Origin of the sequence: Pseudomonas sp. BLCC-B112 (assembly GCF_028550695.1) — a bacterium.
GTDB lineage: Bacteria > Pseudomonadota > Gammaproteobacteria > Pseudomonadales > Pseudomonadaceae > Aquipseudomonas > Aquipseudomonas danubii.
In genome coordinates, this window is sequence record NZ_JAQQGK010000010.1 from 180469 (window position 1) to 195500 (window position 15032).

Genomic DNA, 15032 nt, shown 5'->3' on the forward strand with positions numbered 1-15032 from the left:
AGCCCCGGATGAATACCTCGCACCTGGACATCTTGCGTCGCACCATCGCTCAATGCCCCATCAGCCCGCCTCCGGAACCTTGGAAGCTGGTCACTGAGCGAGCCGCCGGCAGCCTGCTGGAAGTCGGTTTCGATCGTGAGTCTGAGCTGTTGCTGGTGACCTCCAGTTCAGGACGAAGTGTCATCGACTGCCTGACGGGTGAAAAAATTGCCCGGGACTATACGCAGGACGTCGAAAGCAACCGTTACCTCGAGGCCCAGGGGATTGGGCCTCTAGCGGGCAAGACCATCGCCATGGCGGGTATCAATGGCGGCAGTCTGCCCCTAGGTAGCAACGACGGCTGGAAGGTCGAGAGTATCTCCCTGGCATGGCCCGAACATCACCTGCTGCTGGTGGAGCCTGGATCTTGGCTGTATGGCGCCCAGATCAATCGACCGGCGGTTTTCCACAAGCTGGCCATTGAAGCCGGATACAGAGCTTTTGGCTTTTCCTACAGCGGCCTCACGCTGATCATTGCGTCGTCCTGCGATCTGACGGTGTATCACCGCAATGCCTTCTAGGCGCTACTGACAATTGCCAACCGAGCGTGGCACTTGCAGTCCAAAACCGCCCAGACGCAACCTGGAAGTTTTTGGCTTACAGCCTTGTGCTGCCCCCTATAGAATCGACCCCCCTTTTTCTGCAAGACGAGTCCGAACCATGGATGCTCACTCGATATTGACCTACACCCTGGTGGCAGCCATCGCCATCGCCAGCCCCGGCCCTGCCACCCTGGTGGCGCTGCACAACAGCGTGGCCTACGGCGCCAAATCGACCCTGTGGTCGTCACTGGGCAATATCAGCGGGCTGTTCTGCATGTCCGCCGCGGCCATGCTGGGCCTAGGAGCGCTGATCGCCAGTTCGGAGTGGATCTTCAACGCGGTGAAGATTGTCGGTGCCGGCTACCTGTTCTACCTCGGCGCCAAGCAGTTGTTCAGCAAAAGCCAGCTCCTGAGCCCGAGCAGCGCCGAGCACAACAAGCTCGCCCCGCCGCCACGCCTGAAGCTGTTCAAGTCGGCCTTCCTGACCGCCGCCACCAACCCCAAGGCGACGATTTTCTTCACCGCGCTGTTCCCCCAGTTCATCGACCAGCACGCCGCGCTGCTGCCGCAGTTCTTCATCCTGACCCTGATCTTCATGGCGCTGTCGCTAGTCTCCCTCAGCGTCTACGCCCTGCTGGCCTCCCGGGCCAAGGGCGTGCTGACCCGCCCGGCGCTGTCCAAGTGGGTCAACCGCGTGGTGGGTTCGACCTTTATCTTCTTCGGCACCACCATCCTGGCCATGCGCCGGCAAACGGCTTAGGCAATCAGACGCTATGCAAATCGATCTACTGAATGGGGCGATGCTCGGTCACTGGGAGACCGGTACTGGGGTGATGCAATGTGAGTTGCAGTTCGGCGGGCGCCTGGTCTATGTCCAGCACCCCGACAACGAACCACCGCAGCGCAGGCTCGCGATTGCACAGCAAGGGGTACAGGCCGCCTGGGACGACATCCCCCAGGCCCTGGCCTTTGCCGAACAACTGTGTGAACCCGGAATACGCCAGGTCTGGCAGTTGTATGAACAAGGCAGCGTCTCGTGCCCGCCGTTGGAGGTCTATTCGATTCACTTCGAGATCGATAGCCCTTATCCGTCCTACAGCATCTCCCAGACTCCACAGTTCGATTGGAACACAAGGGTAATTGTGGAGGATGAGCTGGGTGACGAGCACTCCATCCACTTGCTCCAGTTCGAGCCTCAGAAAAACTTCTGGCTAAGCGTGCGACGCCTGGGAGCAGGACAGTTTCAGGGCTGATGCCTGGCAAGGTCGCGGGGCAAACACACCGCCCTCAACCCTTCTTTTTCTGCAAGGCCTTGAGCCGCGCACTGGCCCGCTGCACGGCGGCCATCTTTTCCGGGCGCTTCATGCGCTTCCATTTGCGGATGTCCTCCTTGGTCCGTCCGCAACTCACGCACAGGTCGCCGCTGAGCTGGCACAGGGCGATGCAGGGGTTGTCGATTTCCTTGGCCATGGCTCAACCCCGTCCCGGGCGCAGGCGCTTGAGGCGTTGCGCCCAATCACCGGCGTTGACCCTGCGGCACTGTTCTTCGCTGTCGAAGAACACATGGGCGGCCAATGAGTCCAGGCACACTTGGGCCTCGTTCAAAGCTCGGGCCGTCAACTCGATCATCAGTGGGCCCTGGCCCGCGGCCAGAGCGCGCTCCTTGTGCGCCTGGGTGTCGAAGACCCAGACCACCACCAGGCTGGCGGGAAAGGCCGCGTAATCCGCCTCGTGGGTCAGCCAGGCAAAACCCTCGATCTGCGCCTTGGCGCTTTCGCAAGCCTCGGTCAGGGTGACGGCCAGTAGACGCTCCATGGCGGCCTGCTGGCGTTTGTTCAATGGCATGACGACCCTCGAGAGGCAAAAAAGGCCGCACACGATACCTCAAGCTTCTCCCTCGGGACGCATCTTTGCGTCTAGGCTTGTGCCCTCCTTCATACCTTCAAGGAAGACAGGTCATGTCACGACCCTCTCTCACCCTGCTCCTGGCCGCCATCCAGCTCGCCTGCGGCAGCGCCATGGCCGCCACGGGCGCCCCGGTGGCCGACGCCATCTGGTTCAACGGCCCGATCATCACCCTCGACGACAAACACCCCAATGCCCAGGCCGTGGCGGTGAAGGACGGCAAGATCCTCGCCGTGGGCGAGCGCCAACAGGTACTGCAGAATCAAGGTCCGACCACGCAGATGATCGACCTCAAGGGCACCACCCTGCTGCCGGGCTTCATCGACCCCCACGGCCATGTATCGATGGTGGGTTTCCAGGCCGCCAGCGCCAACCTGCTGCCACCGCCGGACGGCACCAACGACACCCTCCCCAAGCTTCAGGAAACCCTGCGCAACTTCGAACAGCAGTCACCGATCCCCAAGCAGTTCGGCGTGCTGTTCGGTTTTGGCTATGACGACTCCCAACTCCAGGAACAGCGGCACCCGACCAAGGACGACCTGGATGCCGTGTCCAGGGACGTGCCCATTGCCATCGTCCACCAGTCTTCGCACCTGGGGGTGCTCAACAGCAAGGCCCTGGAACTGGCGAAGATCGACGCCTCGACCCCCGACCCGGAAGGCGGGGTGATCCGCCGGGTCGAGGGCAGCCAGGAACCCAACGGCGTACTGGAGGAAAACGCCTTCTTCAATGCCCTGATCAAGATCTTCCCCAAGCTCACTGCCGACCAGGCGGTGGACATGCTCAGCGCCGGGCAACAGCTGTACATCAGCTATGGCTACACCACCCTGCAGGACGGCCGCTCCTCGCCGGACCAGGTCAAGACCGCAATCAAGGCCGCTGGCGACGGCAAGCTGCTGGCGGACATTGTTTCCTACCCCGACATCCTCACCCCGGGCACCAAGGAACTGCTGGTCGCGCCCTGGTATCACCCGACCAACCAACCGGTGAGCTATGACCGGCACTTTCGCATCGGCGGGGTCAAGCTGACCCTGGACGGCTCGCCCCAGGGCAAGACCGCCTGGCTCAGCCAACCCTACTTCAAGCCGCCTCAAGGTCAGGACGCCAGCTATGCCGGCTACGGCGTGGTCAAGGACGACGACGCCCTGACCATTTACAAGCAAGCCCTGGCCAATCGCTGGCAGATCCTCTCCCATGCCAACGGCGACCGGGCCATCGACCAGTTGCTGAGCTCGATGCGCGCCGCGGAAAAAGCCTACCCCGGCGTCGATGTGCGCCCGGTGCTGATCCACGGCCAGACCCTGCGCCAGGATCAGGTGGCCGAACTCAAGCAACTGAAGATCTTCCCGTCACTGTTCCCCATGCATACCTATTACTGGGGCGACTGGCACCGCCAATCGGTGCTGGGGCCGGAGCGCGCAGAAAACATCTCGCCCACTCAATGGGTGCTCAAGGCCGGCCTGAAGTTCACCACCCACCACGATGCCCCGGTGGCCCTGCCAGACTCCATGCGGGTGCTGGCGACCACAGTCAATCGCACCACCCGCAGCGGCTATGTACTGGGACCGGAGCAGCGAGTAACGCCTCTGCAAGCGCTCAAGGCCATGACCCTGTGGTCGGCGTACCAGCACTTCGAGGAGGACCGCAAAGGCTCCATCACCCCCGGCAAACTGGCGGACTTCGCCGTGCTGTCGGCCAACCCGCTGACCGAAGCGCCCGAAAACCTGAGCGAGATCAAGGTGCTCAAGACAATCAAGGAAGGCCGGGTGATCTATGAGCGGCCGGCCAAGGTGACACCGTTGCCAGCGCCGCTGGGCATGCATGGCGATCCATCGCTGCCGCTGCCCCAGGGAATCAAGGCCGTCGCCCAGGGAGATGGCGACCTTGGACCGGCACTGGATGTGATCTACGACCAGCTCGCACCCGCGCAGCCCTGAAACCGCGGCGACACGGCCCTCTTACAGGCACACGCTTGCTCGCGAACCCGCGCTTGCCGATTGAATGCGACGCTCACCGGTTCATCACGAGCAAGCTCGCGGCTACAGGAGCTTGCTGCCCAAGGCGCTGGACAGGACTTCGTCGTGCCCATAGATATCCGGCGCATACAGCAGTTGCCCATGGCTGTCGGCCTGCACCGTCCAGTAGCTGAGCAGGATCGGCACCGGCCTGGCCAAGCGAAATTCGTGGGTCAGGCCGGTGGCCAGAAGTTCGTTGGTGCGCAGTCGCTCCGCCGGGCTCAGCAACCAGTCGCGCAGTTGCAGCGCCTGTTCGACCCGCACGCAGCCGGAACTGAAGGCGCGGGGCCCCTTGCTGAACAGCGCCTGGCTCGGGGTGTCGTGCAGGTACACGGAGAACGGATTGGGAAAACGGATGGCGATGCGCCCCAAGGGGTTGCGCGGGCCCGCCCCCTGGCGCAGAAGAATATTGCCCGGACGCTCCCAATCGACATCCTCGGGCGCCAGGGGCTGGCCATTGGCATCCAGCACCTGCAGGTTCTGACGATTGAGGAAGCCCTGGTCACGGCGGATTTCCGGCAGTTTGTCTTCCTTGAGAATGGTCGGCGGCACCGTCCAGGTAGGGTTCAGGGTCAAGCGCGTGACCTGGGACTTCAACAGCGGGGTCTGACGCTCGGCTCGGCCGACCTGGGTGCGGGTCTGCCACACCACCGCATCGTCCTGATAGAAGGTCAGTTGCGCGGCCGCGACGTTGACCAACACGATATTGGGTTCGAAATCCTGGGCCAGCCAGCGCAGGCGTTCAAGGTTGATGCGCAGTTGCTCACGGCGCTGGGCCGGGCTGATATTCAGCTCCTTGAGGGTGCCCGCGCCAATCACGCCATCAGCCTGCAGCGAATGACTGAGCTGGAAATTTTTCACCGCGTTTACCAGGTCACTGCTGAAGGTATTATCGGCACTGACCTCGGGGCTTGGCAGAAAGCCGCCCAGGTACAGGCGCTGGGCCAGTTCCGGGACTCGCTTGTCCTGCATGTCCGGACGCAACAGCGGGCCACCGGCTACCGCCTGCCAACTGGGTAATGGTTGCTGGCGTTCACGGGCATAGACCTGACGCAGGTTGCGGTACTGCTCAAGGTTCGGACGGGCCTGATCGAAGGCGCCGGCGAGGTTTTCCAGCCCGGGCACGGCCATCGCCAGCAACGCCGCCTGGCGATCGTCTGCCGGCGGCTGGGCCCGCCACAAGGGCTCGAAGCGGCTCTGTGACAGGCGACCGTAGTGCAGATCCTGCAAGGCTTGCAGGTACTGATGACTGATCGCGATATCGGTGCACAGCTCATCCCCTGCTGCGCTGCTCACCGGCAGCCGATAGCGCTCCGGGTCCAGGCCGTCATCGATCACCTGGGCCAATTGCGCCTGCAAGCTGGCCAGCCGGTGCTCGGCGGACCACACCGGCTGTTCGCCGTTCTGGCGGTAGAACGCCTGCAACAGCAGTTGCGCGGAAGCATCCAGGCGTGGACTCTGTGCCGGGCAAGCCACCGCCAACTGGGTCAGCGTCAGTTGCAGCGCACTGGCCGGCGCCAGCGCAGGGTCCTCGGCCAGCGCGACCAATGGCGCAGCGAGCAGGCACAGGCTCAAGTAACATGCGGTTTTTTTGAACAACTGCTTTACTCCAATCCGTGGCCTTCAGTGCGTTGGCCAATCGTTACGGCAGATGGGGAACAATCAGGCCTGGGATCTAAACATATAGACCAGACTGCCGGGGGAACGACAGGACGTCAGGAGCCAAAGTGATCATGGGGATGCTCTAAACATGTTGAACTTCTTGTGCCGAATCTGCCTGGCGACTATCGCTCTGGGCGCCTTTTGCAGTCCTTCCTTCGCCGCCAGCAAACCCGCTCCCGCGCTGTACAGCAGCCTCGCTCACGCCGCACCGGAACTCAATCCCCAGGCCCTGAAAAGTGCCCTGAACGCCATGCAATGCGCGGTCAACAGTGGTGCCCGACAAGCCCGGCACCTGGCGGTGATCGACTACTCGCAACCGTCCACCGCGCGGCGCCTGTGGATCTTCGACCTGCGCAGCAAAAAACTGGTGCTGCGCGACCTGGTGGCCCACGGACAGAAGTCCGGGGAAAACTTCGCCACCCAGTTCTCCAATCGCCTGGGCAGCTATCAATCCAGCCTGGGCCTGTTCCGCACCCAGGAGAGCTACGAAGGCACCCACGGCTACTCCTTGCGCATGGACGGCCTGGAGCCCGGCTTCAACGACCGGGCCCGGGACCGGGCCATCGTGATCCATGCCGCCGACTACGTGAACCCCTTGTGGAGCCAGCGCCAGGGCCGCATCGGCCGCAGCCAGGGCTGCCCGGCGGTGCGACCCCAGGTGGCGCGCCAGGTGATAGACAAGCTCAAGGATGGCCAGTTCATGTTTTCCTGGTATCCGGACCAGCGCTGGCTGAAATCCTCGCCCTACCTCAATTGCCAGCCGCGTCAGGTCGCGAGCATCCTGAGCAGCAACGGCGGCTGATTGCTCGGTGGCGCAATGCCGATCAGCGAGGGCGCCCGTAACCGGGTTAGACTCGCTGCTCGTCCCTCTAGCACTTGAAGCCGCCCCATGACGCCACCTGCAATCGATCTGTTCCCTGACTTCATCCCGGCCCCCGACGCCCTGTTCAACCACCTCAAGGACAGCGTGCTCTGGGATGAACGCATGCGCGCACGCAAGACCGCCAGCTTCGGCGCGCCCTACGACTACTCGCAGATCACCTACCCGGCAGTGCCGATGCCCGAGGCGCTGGAGCAGCTGTGCGGGCCGATCGAGCAGCTGCTGGGCTTTCGCCCCAACAATTGCCTGCTCAACTTCTATCCGGACGGCCAGTCCTCCATGGGCTTCCATTCCGATGCCAACGAGCAACTGGTGGAAGGCACCGGGGTGGTGATCGTCTCCCTGGGTCACGCCCGGGCCATGGTCTTTCGCCACAAGGAAAGCGGCGCCACCTTCGACTACAGCCTGGCCAGCGGCTCGCTGCTGCACATGTCGGACGAACTGCAGAAACACTGGCTGCACGCGATCCCCAAGGCCCCGAATGCCGGCGAACGCATCAGCCTGTCGTTTCGCCAGCTCAAGACCGCGTAGTGCTGGACTCGGTCAGGATCGGCCCTTGACTCAAGGGCCGCGCCATCGACAATGCCCGGCTGTGATCACCGCTCGAATAGAGGCCCCATGCAGTTGCTTCCCTGGTCCTACCCCTGCCCCGAAGGCTTCACCCTGCGCGGCCTGCGCTCAGAACCTTCGGGTAAACCGTTGCTGCACTTCCTCCACGGCAACGGCTTCTGCTCCATGGCCTATCGTCCGCTGCTGGCCTTGCTGGCCGAATCCTTCGACCTGTGGCTCAGCGACGTCCAGGGCCATGGCGATAGCGATCATGGCGGCCCGTTTGTGGGTTGGAACCGCACCGCAGAACTGGCGGCCGAAGCCTTCGAGGCCGGGCTCAAGGCCTACGGTGACGTGCCCCGCTACGCCGTCGGCCACAGCTTTGGCGGCGTGCTCACCAGTCTGATCGTGGCCGAACGCCCCCAGCTGTTTGCCAAGGCAGTGATGCTCGACCCGGTGATTTTCAGCCCGTCGATGATCAGCTCCCTGAGGCTGCTCTCGGCCCTGGGCCTCAACCGTCGCCATACCCTGGCTCGCAAGGCCGCTGCCCGCCGCCAGCATTGGCCGGACCGCGCCTCGGCCAAGGCCGCCCTGGCCAACCGGGGGATCTTCAAGGGCTGGAGCGACGAGGCCCTGAACGCCTACGTCGAGCACGGTCTGAAAGACGACGGTCAAGGCGTAGCGCTCAAATGCTCCCCTGAACGCGAGGTGGACATTTTCAGCAGCTTCCCGCGGCGCCTGTGGCGATCCCTGCGCCGGGTGCAGACCCCGACCCTGGTGATCCACGGGCGCGACAGCTACCCCTACGTCGCCCGCTCGATCAAACGCTGGGCCGCCCTCAACCGGCACCTGAGCACCCAGGTGATCGACGGCCAGCACTGTTTCATGCAAGTCGACCCAGTGACCAGTGCCCGCTCCATCGCAGGCTTCCTGCATACCGAAGCCCATTGAAAGCTGCGGGCCAGGCGCCCGCAAATAGATGTCATCGTGATATCATCGGCGGGTTTTCCAGGCCGGCCGTGCCTCCTGTCCCCCCTGGAAGACCCTGGCAAAGGCGCCGATCAGATGCGCCTACCGCCGACCTTGTGTGCAAAAACCGACGGTGCCGTGAAGCCTCGCTCCACAGCGCACCGCACAGATGCAAACCGCGACTCGCTTCGCCGGTTGTACTTTTTGCCGCCACAAGGAACACAGTCATGCTCTTGAGAACGATGAATATTTCCCGCCGCGCAGGGTTCAGCTTCGCCCTGATCGCCCTGCTGGCACTGGGCCTGGGGGGCTTCTCGTTGCTGGAAATGCGGCGCATGAACCAGCAATCCCTTGAGGTCGACCAGAACTGGCAGCCATCGATTGTCGCCGCCAACGCCCTGGCCCTGACCAGCACCCAGATCCGTACCATCACCCTGCGCATGCTGGTGGTCCGTGACCACGACGATGTACAGGCCCTGCTCAAGCGCGTCGGCGAACTCGACGAGCAACTCAATCGCCAGCAAGGCGTCTACGAAAAGCTGATCACCGAGGCCGAGGAGCGCTCGGCCTATGAACGCTTTCTCAGCGCCAAGGCGGCCTACATCAAGGAACAGCACCGGGTGGTGGAACTGGTGCGCCAGGGGCACAAGGAAGCGGCCATCGATGTCGTCGACGGCGGTTCGTTCCTGACCCATGCCGACGCCATGCTCAAGGAGCTGCTGGACATCATCGACACCAACACTCGGGGTGGCGTCGCCGCCGCGCAGCTGAGCAGTGAGGTGTTCCAGGGCGCCATTGCCATGGTCGTGCTGATCATGCTGATCGTGGTGGCCCTGACCATCGCCCTCGCCCTGCTGCTGACCCGCAGCATCGTGCGCCCACTGGGCCAGGCCGTGGCCGTGGCAGAAACCATCGCCAGCGGCGACCTCGGCCAGAGCATCACGGTCAGTGGCAAGGACGAACCGGCACGCCTGCTGCAAGCCCTGCAAACCATGCAGGCCAGCCTGCGGGGCACCCTGCAGCGGATCGCCGATTCCTCCAACCAACTGGCCTCCGCCGCCGAGGAACTGCATGCGGTCACCGAACACTCCAGTCAAACCCTGCACCAGCAAAGCAATGAAGTGGAGCAGGCTGCCACGGCAGTCAACGAGATGACCGCCGCCGTGGAGGAAGTAGCGCGCAATGCGGTGAGCACCTCCGAAGCCTCCCAGGAAACCGACCGCACCGCCCACCACGGCCGCGAGCAGGTGCAACACACCGTGGACTCCATCGGCCAACTGGCGGCAGACGTGACCCAGACCTGCGAACAGGTCGAGCACCTGGCAGTGGACGTGCGCAATATCGGCCAGGTGCTGGAAGTGATCCGCTCGATTGCCGAACAGACCAACCTGCTGGCCCTGAATGCGGCCATCGAAGCGGCCCGGGCCGGGGATGCCGGACGGGGGTTTGCCGTGGTCGCCGACGAAGTGCGGGCCCTGGCCCATCGCACCCAGCAGTCGACCCAGGAAATCGAAAGCATGATCAACACCATCGAGGAAGGCACCGAGGGGGCGGTCAGCGCCATGCGCAACAGCAACGAGCGCGCCCATCTGACCCTGGAAGCCGCCCGCGCCTCGGGGCTGGCCCTGGACCAGATCACCCAGGCCATCACCGCGATCAACGAACGCAACCTGGTGATCGCCAGCGCCAGCGAGGAACAGGCCCAAGTCGCCCGGGAAGTGGATCGCAACCTGATCAACATCCGCGACCTGTCGACCCAGACCTCGGCCGGGGCCAACCAGAGCAACGCCGCCAGCCAGGAACTGTCGCGGCTGGCGGTGGACCTGAACGGGCTGGTGACCCAGTTCAAGCTCTGAGAAGCCGCCGTACCTATCGAGCCGCAAACCTGCAGCAAGCGGCTGGTAGCGTCAGAACGCGTAACGGGCCATCACTTGCCGGACCTTGGCCAGCGCCTCGGGCAAATCCGCCAGGTCCACCGAGCCCAGGGCCAGGCGAATGGCGTGGGGCACCGGCCCGGCGCAGACAAAGGGCTCGGCGGTGGACACCGAGACGTTCTCGCGCAGCAACGCCATGGCCACCTGATCGGCGCGTACTTCCTCGGGCAAAGGCAGCCAGAGGAAGTACGAGTTGGGGTGGCCGATATGCTCCAGTCCTGCCAACAGTTCCCGAGCCAGACGCTGACGGGCCTGGGCGTCCTGGCGTTTTTCCTGCTCCAGGCGCGCCACGGTGCCGTCCTCAATCCAGGCACAGGCCATGGCGGTCATCACCCCGGGGGTGTTCCAGGTAGTGGCGCGGATCGCGCGTTCGAGCAAGGGCGCTCGGTCTGCGGAGGTCACCACGTAGCCGACCCGCAGCCCGGCGGCCACACTCTTGGAAAAGCCCGAGATGTACACCGTGCTTTCCGGGGCCAGGGCCGCCAGGGGCACAGGTGGATCGTCCGCCAGATAGGCGTAGGCCGCGTCCTCAATGATCAGCAACCCATGCTGGCGGGCCAGGGCCACCAGACGCTGGCGCCAGGCCAGGTCAAGCACCCAGCCCATGGGGTTGTGCAAAGTCGGCATGGCGTACACCGCCCTTACCCGCCGACGCTGGCACAAGCGCTCGAAGGCATCGAGGTCCGGGCCTTCTGCCGTCAATGGGATGGCCAGCAACTCCAATCCGTGCGCATCCGCCACCACCTTGAACCCCGGGTAGGTCAAGGCATCGGTGGCCACCACGTCGCCGGGCTTGAGCAGGGCCATGACCGTGGTCGCCAGGCCGTGCTGGGCCCCACTGACAATCAGCACCTGCTCGCCCTTCACCGCCAGACCGCGACCCGCCAAATGCTGCGCCACCGTGGCCCGCTCATGACTGCGGCCAGCGTGGGGTTGATAGCGCAGCAGGGCCTCCAGGTCGCCGCAGGACGCCAACTGACGCAGGGCTGCGCGCAGTAACTCTGCCTGCCCGGGCAAGGACGGGTAGTTGAAGTTCAAGTCCAGGGTTCCGGCCGCCGTGGCCTGCTGATCTACACCTTGTCCGGGCGGTAGCGCGGTTTCCCGGACAAAGGTGCCACGCCCGGTTTCGCCGCTGATCAAGCCCATGGCTTCCAGCTCGGCATACACCCGCGAGGCGGTTACCAGCGCCAGCCCTTCCCTGGCCGCCAGCTCTCGATGGGTGGGCAGGCGGGTGCCAGGGGCCAGCACACCGCGACGGATATCGGCGGCAAACACATCGACTAACTGCTTGTAGCGGGCGCGGGCCATTGACGCTGTATCCATGACAATTTTTTGATTGTGCTGATTTTCAATCCTAGGATGAGCTGGACGCAAGCCCCACCCCGGGCCTGCCCCTGCCAATCGTAGTGAGCACTTGTTGAATGGAACGGACATCGCACCTGCAATCCCCCCCGCTGGAAAATACCGCCGGCGGCTGGCTGAACGGCTTTATCGGGGTACTGATCTTCAGCGGCTCACTACCGGCGACCCGGGTCGCGGTGCTGGAGTTCGACCCGCTGTTCCTTACCGTTGTCCGCGCCACCCTCGCTGCGGTCCTGGCCCTGTGCATCCTGTTGCTGTTCAAGGAACGACGCCCCAGCAGGCAGCAATTGCTGCCCCTGACCATCGTCGCCCTGGGCGTGGTGCTGGGCTTTCCCTTGCTGACCGCCCTGGCCCTGCAGTACGTGACCTCGGCTCACTCCATCGTGTTTCTCGGCCTGCTGCCCCTGGCCACCGCGGTATTCGGCGTGTTGCGCGGCGGTGAACGACCGCGTCCGGTGTTCTGGCTGTTCTCGGTGCTGGGCAGCCTGCTGGTGGTGGGCTACGCCCTGTCCCAGGGTCTGTCGGCGTCGCCCCAGGGCGATTTGCTCATGCTCCTGGCGGTGCTGGTGTGCGGCCTGGGTTACGCCGAGGGCGCGCAACTGTCCCGGACCCTGGGAGGCTGGCAGGTGATTTCCTGGGCCCTGGTTTTGTCGTTGCCGGTCATGGCGGTCCTGACCCTGTTCAGCGCTCCGGCCTCCTTTAGCGGCATCAGCCTGCCGGCCTGGTTCAGCCTGGGCTATGTCTCGTTGTTCAGCATGTTCATCGGTTTTGTCTTCTGGTACCGCGGACTGGCCCAGGGCGGGATCGCCGCCGTCGGCCAACTGCAGTTGTTGCAGCCATTCTTCGGCCTGGCCCTGGCCGCCGGCCTGCTGCATGAACAGGTCAGCCTGGGCATGCTCGGGGTCACAGTGGCAGTGATCCTGTGCGTGGCCGGAGCGAAGAAGTTTTCCAGATAGCAGTCAGATTCAGTGGCAGTGGCTGATCTGCCCTGCCACTGATGGTAAAGGGAAATGAAACCGGAGCCGCGAACGGCCCCGCTCAAGTCGGAGAGATAGTGGCAAGCGCACCGATAGCGATGGTCAAGGCTAAAAATCCAAACAAGAAAAACGCCATCTTAGTCATCAGGCCTCCTGAACATTAGGTTTGCGGTGCAGCGGACCGGATCTCCAGCCAGGAGACCCAGTGGGCGCGCCATTTTCAAACCTTGGCTGTTCTGATAACAGATGCAGATGAGCGAGAAAAATACGGATCAGAAACCTCAATCCCGTTACGCAGCACTCAGGCTAGAGCCTGTAGCAGCGACTATCGACGGGCCAGTTTGTAGCGCACACAGTCGTCGTAAAAGCTTTTGCGCAAGGCTTCGGGCCTGATCCGCGAGGGGCTGTCGTAGGTCTGCTCGGTGATCCCCAGGGCCATCATGCGCATCCAGCCCTTGCTGAACTTGTAGACCTGGATCTTCTGCCGCGCCGCGTACAGCGACACCCCGGACAACTTCAGCTCCTGGGCCCTGGCAGCCGTGCCTGCGCCCCAACTGCAAACATAACGATCATTGGCCGCCAGCTCCCGGGCCTGGGCCGCACAAGCCCCGCCCAGGAGGGCAAACGACGTCAGCGTAATCAACACATGGCGCATTTTTCGGTCACCTAACCACCTGAAAATAAAGCGATTTTGGCGACATTTCAGACTGTCCGGGGCCAGTATTCTGCCTGACCAATCAAGGCAATATGCCTGCCGATACTGGCCACCCAGGCGATCCCCCCAGTGGCGGCTCAGTTGCCCGAGGCCGATACAGCGCAGCATGACACCCGCCGCGCCGGCCGCTCGCCAGTATTCCCACGAGGAATGCCAGGATAAAAATAGCGCATTTTATTTATCGAACAGGATCTCTTAGCGTGTCGGTTCCCCCTATGGAGATACCGCCGTGACCGCTTCCCGCCCGCGCCTGTACGTCGATGCTCAGTTCACCAGCCCTTATGCCCTGTCCGTGTTCGTGGCACTACGCGAGAAGGGCATCGATTTCGACCTGCTGCCCCTGGATCTGGACGCCGCGCAACACCGCGAACCCGCCTATGCCCGCCTGTCTCAGACCCAACGCGTACCGACCCTGGTGCATGACGGCTTTGCCCTGTCCGAATCCTCGGCCATCACTGAATACCTGGAGGAGCTGTTCCCCGAACCCGCGATCTATCCCCAAGACCGACAACAGCGAGCCAAGGCCCGCCAAGTCCAGGCCTGGCTGCGCAGCGATTTGCTGCCGATCCGCCAGGAGCGCTCGACCCTGGTGGTGTTCTATGGCTGCAAGGGCGAACCTCTGTCGCCACCCGCCGAAGCGGCGGTGGCCAAGCTGATCGATACTGCGCAAGCGCTGTTGGCCGATGGCCGTGACTGCCTGTTCGGCCAATGGTCGATTGCCGATGTCGACCTGGCACTGATGCTCAATCGGCTGATCCTCAACGGCGACCCGATGCCGGCGCGCCTGGTGGACTATGCCCGGCGCCAATGGCAGCGGCCGGCAGTGCAGGAATGGCTGCGTTTGCCGCGGCCGGCGCTGTAGCGGCCGCGCAACGCCAGAACAGTACCCCTGGACCGATCCGGCTGGTATGGTGCGGCCCTTGAAAAACACACCGCCAGACACTGAGGAAAATGCCCTTGAGCAGTGAAGCAAAAATGACCGGGGACCTGTTCGAAGTCGACAAGCGCCTGGCCCTCAAGCCCATTGTCGATTTCAACAGCTACCTGCGCGCCGCCTTCGCCGACGGCCCTTGCTCCTGCGGTCGTTGCGTCGCCAGCCAGGGTGACGAAACCGGCTACGAGCACCCGCACAGCTTCAACTTTGCCGGCAAGGTCGCCAACCGCCGCTTCGCCACCACCGCCGGCAGCGACGTGCTGCTGGCCCTGAAAAAGGCCTGGCTGTCCTTCACCAAGGCCGAACTGCCAGCGAGCGGCGACCTGGACCTGGCGACGGTCAAGGACTTCGTCGACCCCGAACTGCACAAACTGCTGGTGCCGCTGTTCGTCGCCAGCGGCCTGACTCGCGAAGTGGACGGCCAGTTGCAGATTCAGGCGCAAGTGGCGGCTTGAGAGCCGCCAGCGGCCAGCACTGATTGCCCGGCGTCCCGCACCGTGCCGAGGCGCCCCCACGCAAACCCGGCACAAGGTCACACACCTACGGCCC

16 protein-coding genes are annotated in these 15032 nt (G+C 63.7%); 11 read left to right on the plus strand and 5 right to left on the minus strand.

Features of this window, described 5'->3' with window-relative positions:
• The first annotated feature begins 8 nt into the window (after positions 1 to 8).
• The 3 genes from PQT43_RS24850 to PQT43_RS24860 all read left to right on the plus strand — a co-directional run bounded on the left by PQT43_RS24850 (position 9) and on the right by PQT43_RS24860 (position 1834).
• Positions 9 to 560 (plus strand): hypothetical protein, encoded by a 552-nt coding sequence (locus PQT43_RS24850; RefSeq protein WP_253085545.1) that lies wholly within the window; start codon positions 9 to 11, stop codon positions 558 to 560.
• Between the two features lie 139 nt (positions 561 to 699).
• The gene (locus PQT43_RS24855) at positions 700 to 1341 is read left to right on the plus strand and encodes a LysE family translocator (protein WP_110653003.1); all 642 of its coding nucleotides are present in this window, start codon (positions 700 to 702) and stop codon (positions 1339 to 1341) included.
• A gap of 13 nt (positions 1342 to 1354) precedes the next feature.
• The gene (locus PQT43_RS24860; protein WP_110595843.1) at positions 1355 to 1834 is read left to right on the plus strand and encodes a hypothetical protein; all 480 of its coding nucleotides are present in this window, start codon (positions 1355 to 1357) and stop codon (positions 1832 to 1834) included.
• A gap of 34 nt (positions 1835 to 1868) precedes the next feature.
• Here the strand turns inward: PQT43_RS24860 and PQT43_RS24865 are convergent, their stop codons facing one another.
• Positions 1869 to 2051: a DUF1289 domain-containing protein gene (locus PQT43_RS24865; RefSeq protein ID WP_102879910.1), complete on the minus strand. Its 183-nt coding sequence runs from the start codon at positions 2049 to 2051 to the stop codon at positions 1869 to 1871.
• Positions 2052 to 2054: 3 nt separating this feature from the next.
• Entirely contained in the window at positions 2055 to 2426 is a 372-nt protein-coding gene (locus PQT43_RS24870) for a hypothetical protein (RefSeq protein WP_102879911.1), read from the minus strand.
• Positions 2427 to 2539: 113 nt separating this feature from the next.
• Between PQT43_RS24870 and PQT43_RS24875 the strand changes: the two genes are divergently transcribed.
• On the plus strand, positions 2540 to 4423 hold the full coding sequence (locus tag PQT43_RS24875; RefSeq protein WP_253085546.1) for an amidohydrolase: 1884 nt from the start codon (positions 2540 to 2542) through the stop codon (positions 4421 to 4423).
• A gap of 102 nt (positions 4424 to 4525) precedes the next feature.
• On the opposite strand, the gene PQT43_RS24880 is transcribed toward PQT43_RS24875, so the two are convergent.
• Entirely contained in the window at positions 4526 to 6100 is a 1575-nt protein-coding gene (locus tag PQT43_RS24880; RefSeq protein WP_253085547.1) for a L,D-transpeptidase family protein, read from the minus strand.
• 151 nt (positions 6101 to 6251) lie between these two features.
• Here PQT43_RS24880 and PQT43_RS24885 point away from each other — a divergent pair, with 151 nt between their 5' ends.
• The 4 genes from PQT43_RS24885 (at position 6252) to PQT43_RS24900 (ending at position 10417) form a co-directional block, all read left to right on the plus strand.
• Positions 6252 to 6965 (plus strand): murein L,D-transpeptidase catalytic domain family protein, encoded by a 714-nt coding sequence (locus tag PQT43_RS24885; protein WP_123393144.1) that lies wholly within the window; start codon positions 6252 to 6254, stop codon positions 6963 to 6965.
• Between the two features lie 87 nt (positions 6966 to 7052).
• Positions 7053 to 7574, plus strand: a complete 522-nt coding sequence (locus tag PQT43_RS24890) for an alpha-ketoglutarate-dependent dioxygenase AlkB family protein (protein WP_123393142.1) — start codon at positions 7053 to 7055, stop codon at positions 7572 to 7574.
• A gap of 87 nt (positions 7575 to 7661) precedes the next feature.
• The gene (locus PQT43_RS24895; protein ID WP_102864259.1) at positions 7662 to 8543 is read left to right on the plus strand and encodes an alpha/beta fold hydrolase; all 882 of its coding nucleotides are present in this window, start codon (positions 7662 to 7664) and stop codon (positions 8541 to 8543) included.
• Positions 8544 to 8788: 245 nt separating this feature from the next.
• On the plus strand, positions 8789 to 10417 hold the full coding sequence (locus PQT43_RS24900; protein ID WP_102879917.1) for a methyl-accepting chemotaxis protein: 1629 nt from the start codon (positions 8789 to 8791) through the stop codon (positions 10415 to 10417).
• A 51-nt stretch (positions 10418 to 10468) separates the two neighbouring features.
• Here the strand turns inward: PQT43_RS24900 and PQT43_RS24905 are convergent, their stop codons facing one another.
• On the minus strand, positions 10469 to 11803 hold the full coding sequence (locus PQT43_RS24905; RefSeq protein WP_272754864.1) for an aminotransferase-like domain-containing protein: 1335 nt from the start codon (positions 11801 to 11803) through the stop codon (positions 10469 to 10471).
• Positions 11804 to 11916: 113 nt separating this feature from the next.
• Here PQT43_RS24905 and PQT43_RS24910 point away from each other — a divergent pair, with 113 nt between their 5' ends.
• The gene (locus tag PQT43_RS24910) at positions 11917 to 12813 is read left to right on the plus strand and encodes a DMT family transporter (RefSeq protein WP_110595848.1); all 897 of its coding nucleotides are present in this window, start codon (positions 11917 to 11919) and stop codon (positions 12811 to 12813) included.
• A 346-nt stretch (positions 12814 to 13159) separates the two neighbouring features.
• Here the strand turns inward: PQT43_RS24910 and PQT43_RS24915 are convergent, their stop codons facing one another.
• A complete protein-coding gene (locus tag PQT43_RS24915) occupies positions 13160 to 13489 on the minus strand; it encodes a hypothetical protein (RefSeq protein ID WP_123393138.1) in 330 nt (109 codons plus the stop codon).
• Positions 13490 to 13778: 289 nt separating this feature from the next.
• Between PQT43_RS24915 and yfcF the strand changes: the two genes are divergently transcribed.
• Together yfcF and PQT43_RS24925 are read left to right on the plus strand one after the other, a co-directional pair.
• Positions 13779 to 14411, plus strand: coding sequence for a glutathione transferase (gene yfcF / locus PQT43_RS24920; protein WP_272754865.1), 633 nt, complete (start codon positions 13779 to 13781; stop codon positions 14409 to 14411).
• Positions 14412 to 14500: 89 nt separating this feature from the next.
• Positions 14501 to 14938, plus strand: a complete 438-nt coding sequence (locus PQT43_RS24925) for a hypothetical protein (protein WP_159897925.1) — start codon at positions 14501 to 14503, stop codon at positions 14936 to 14938.
• Positions 14939 to 15032: the final 94 nt, after the last annotated feature.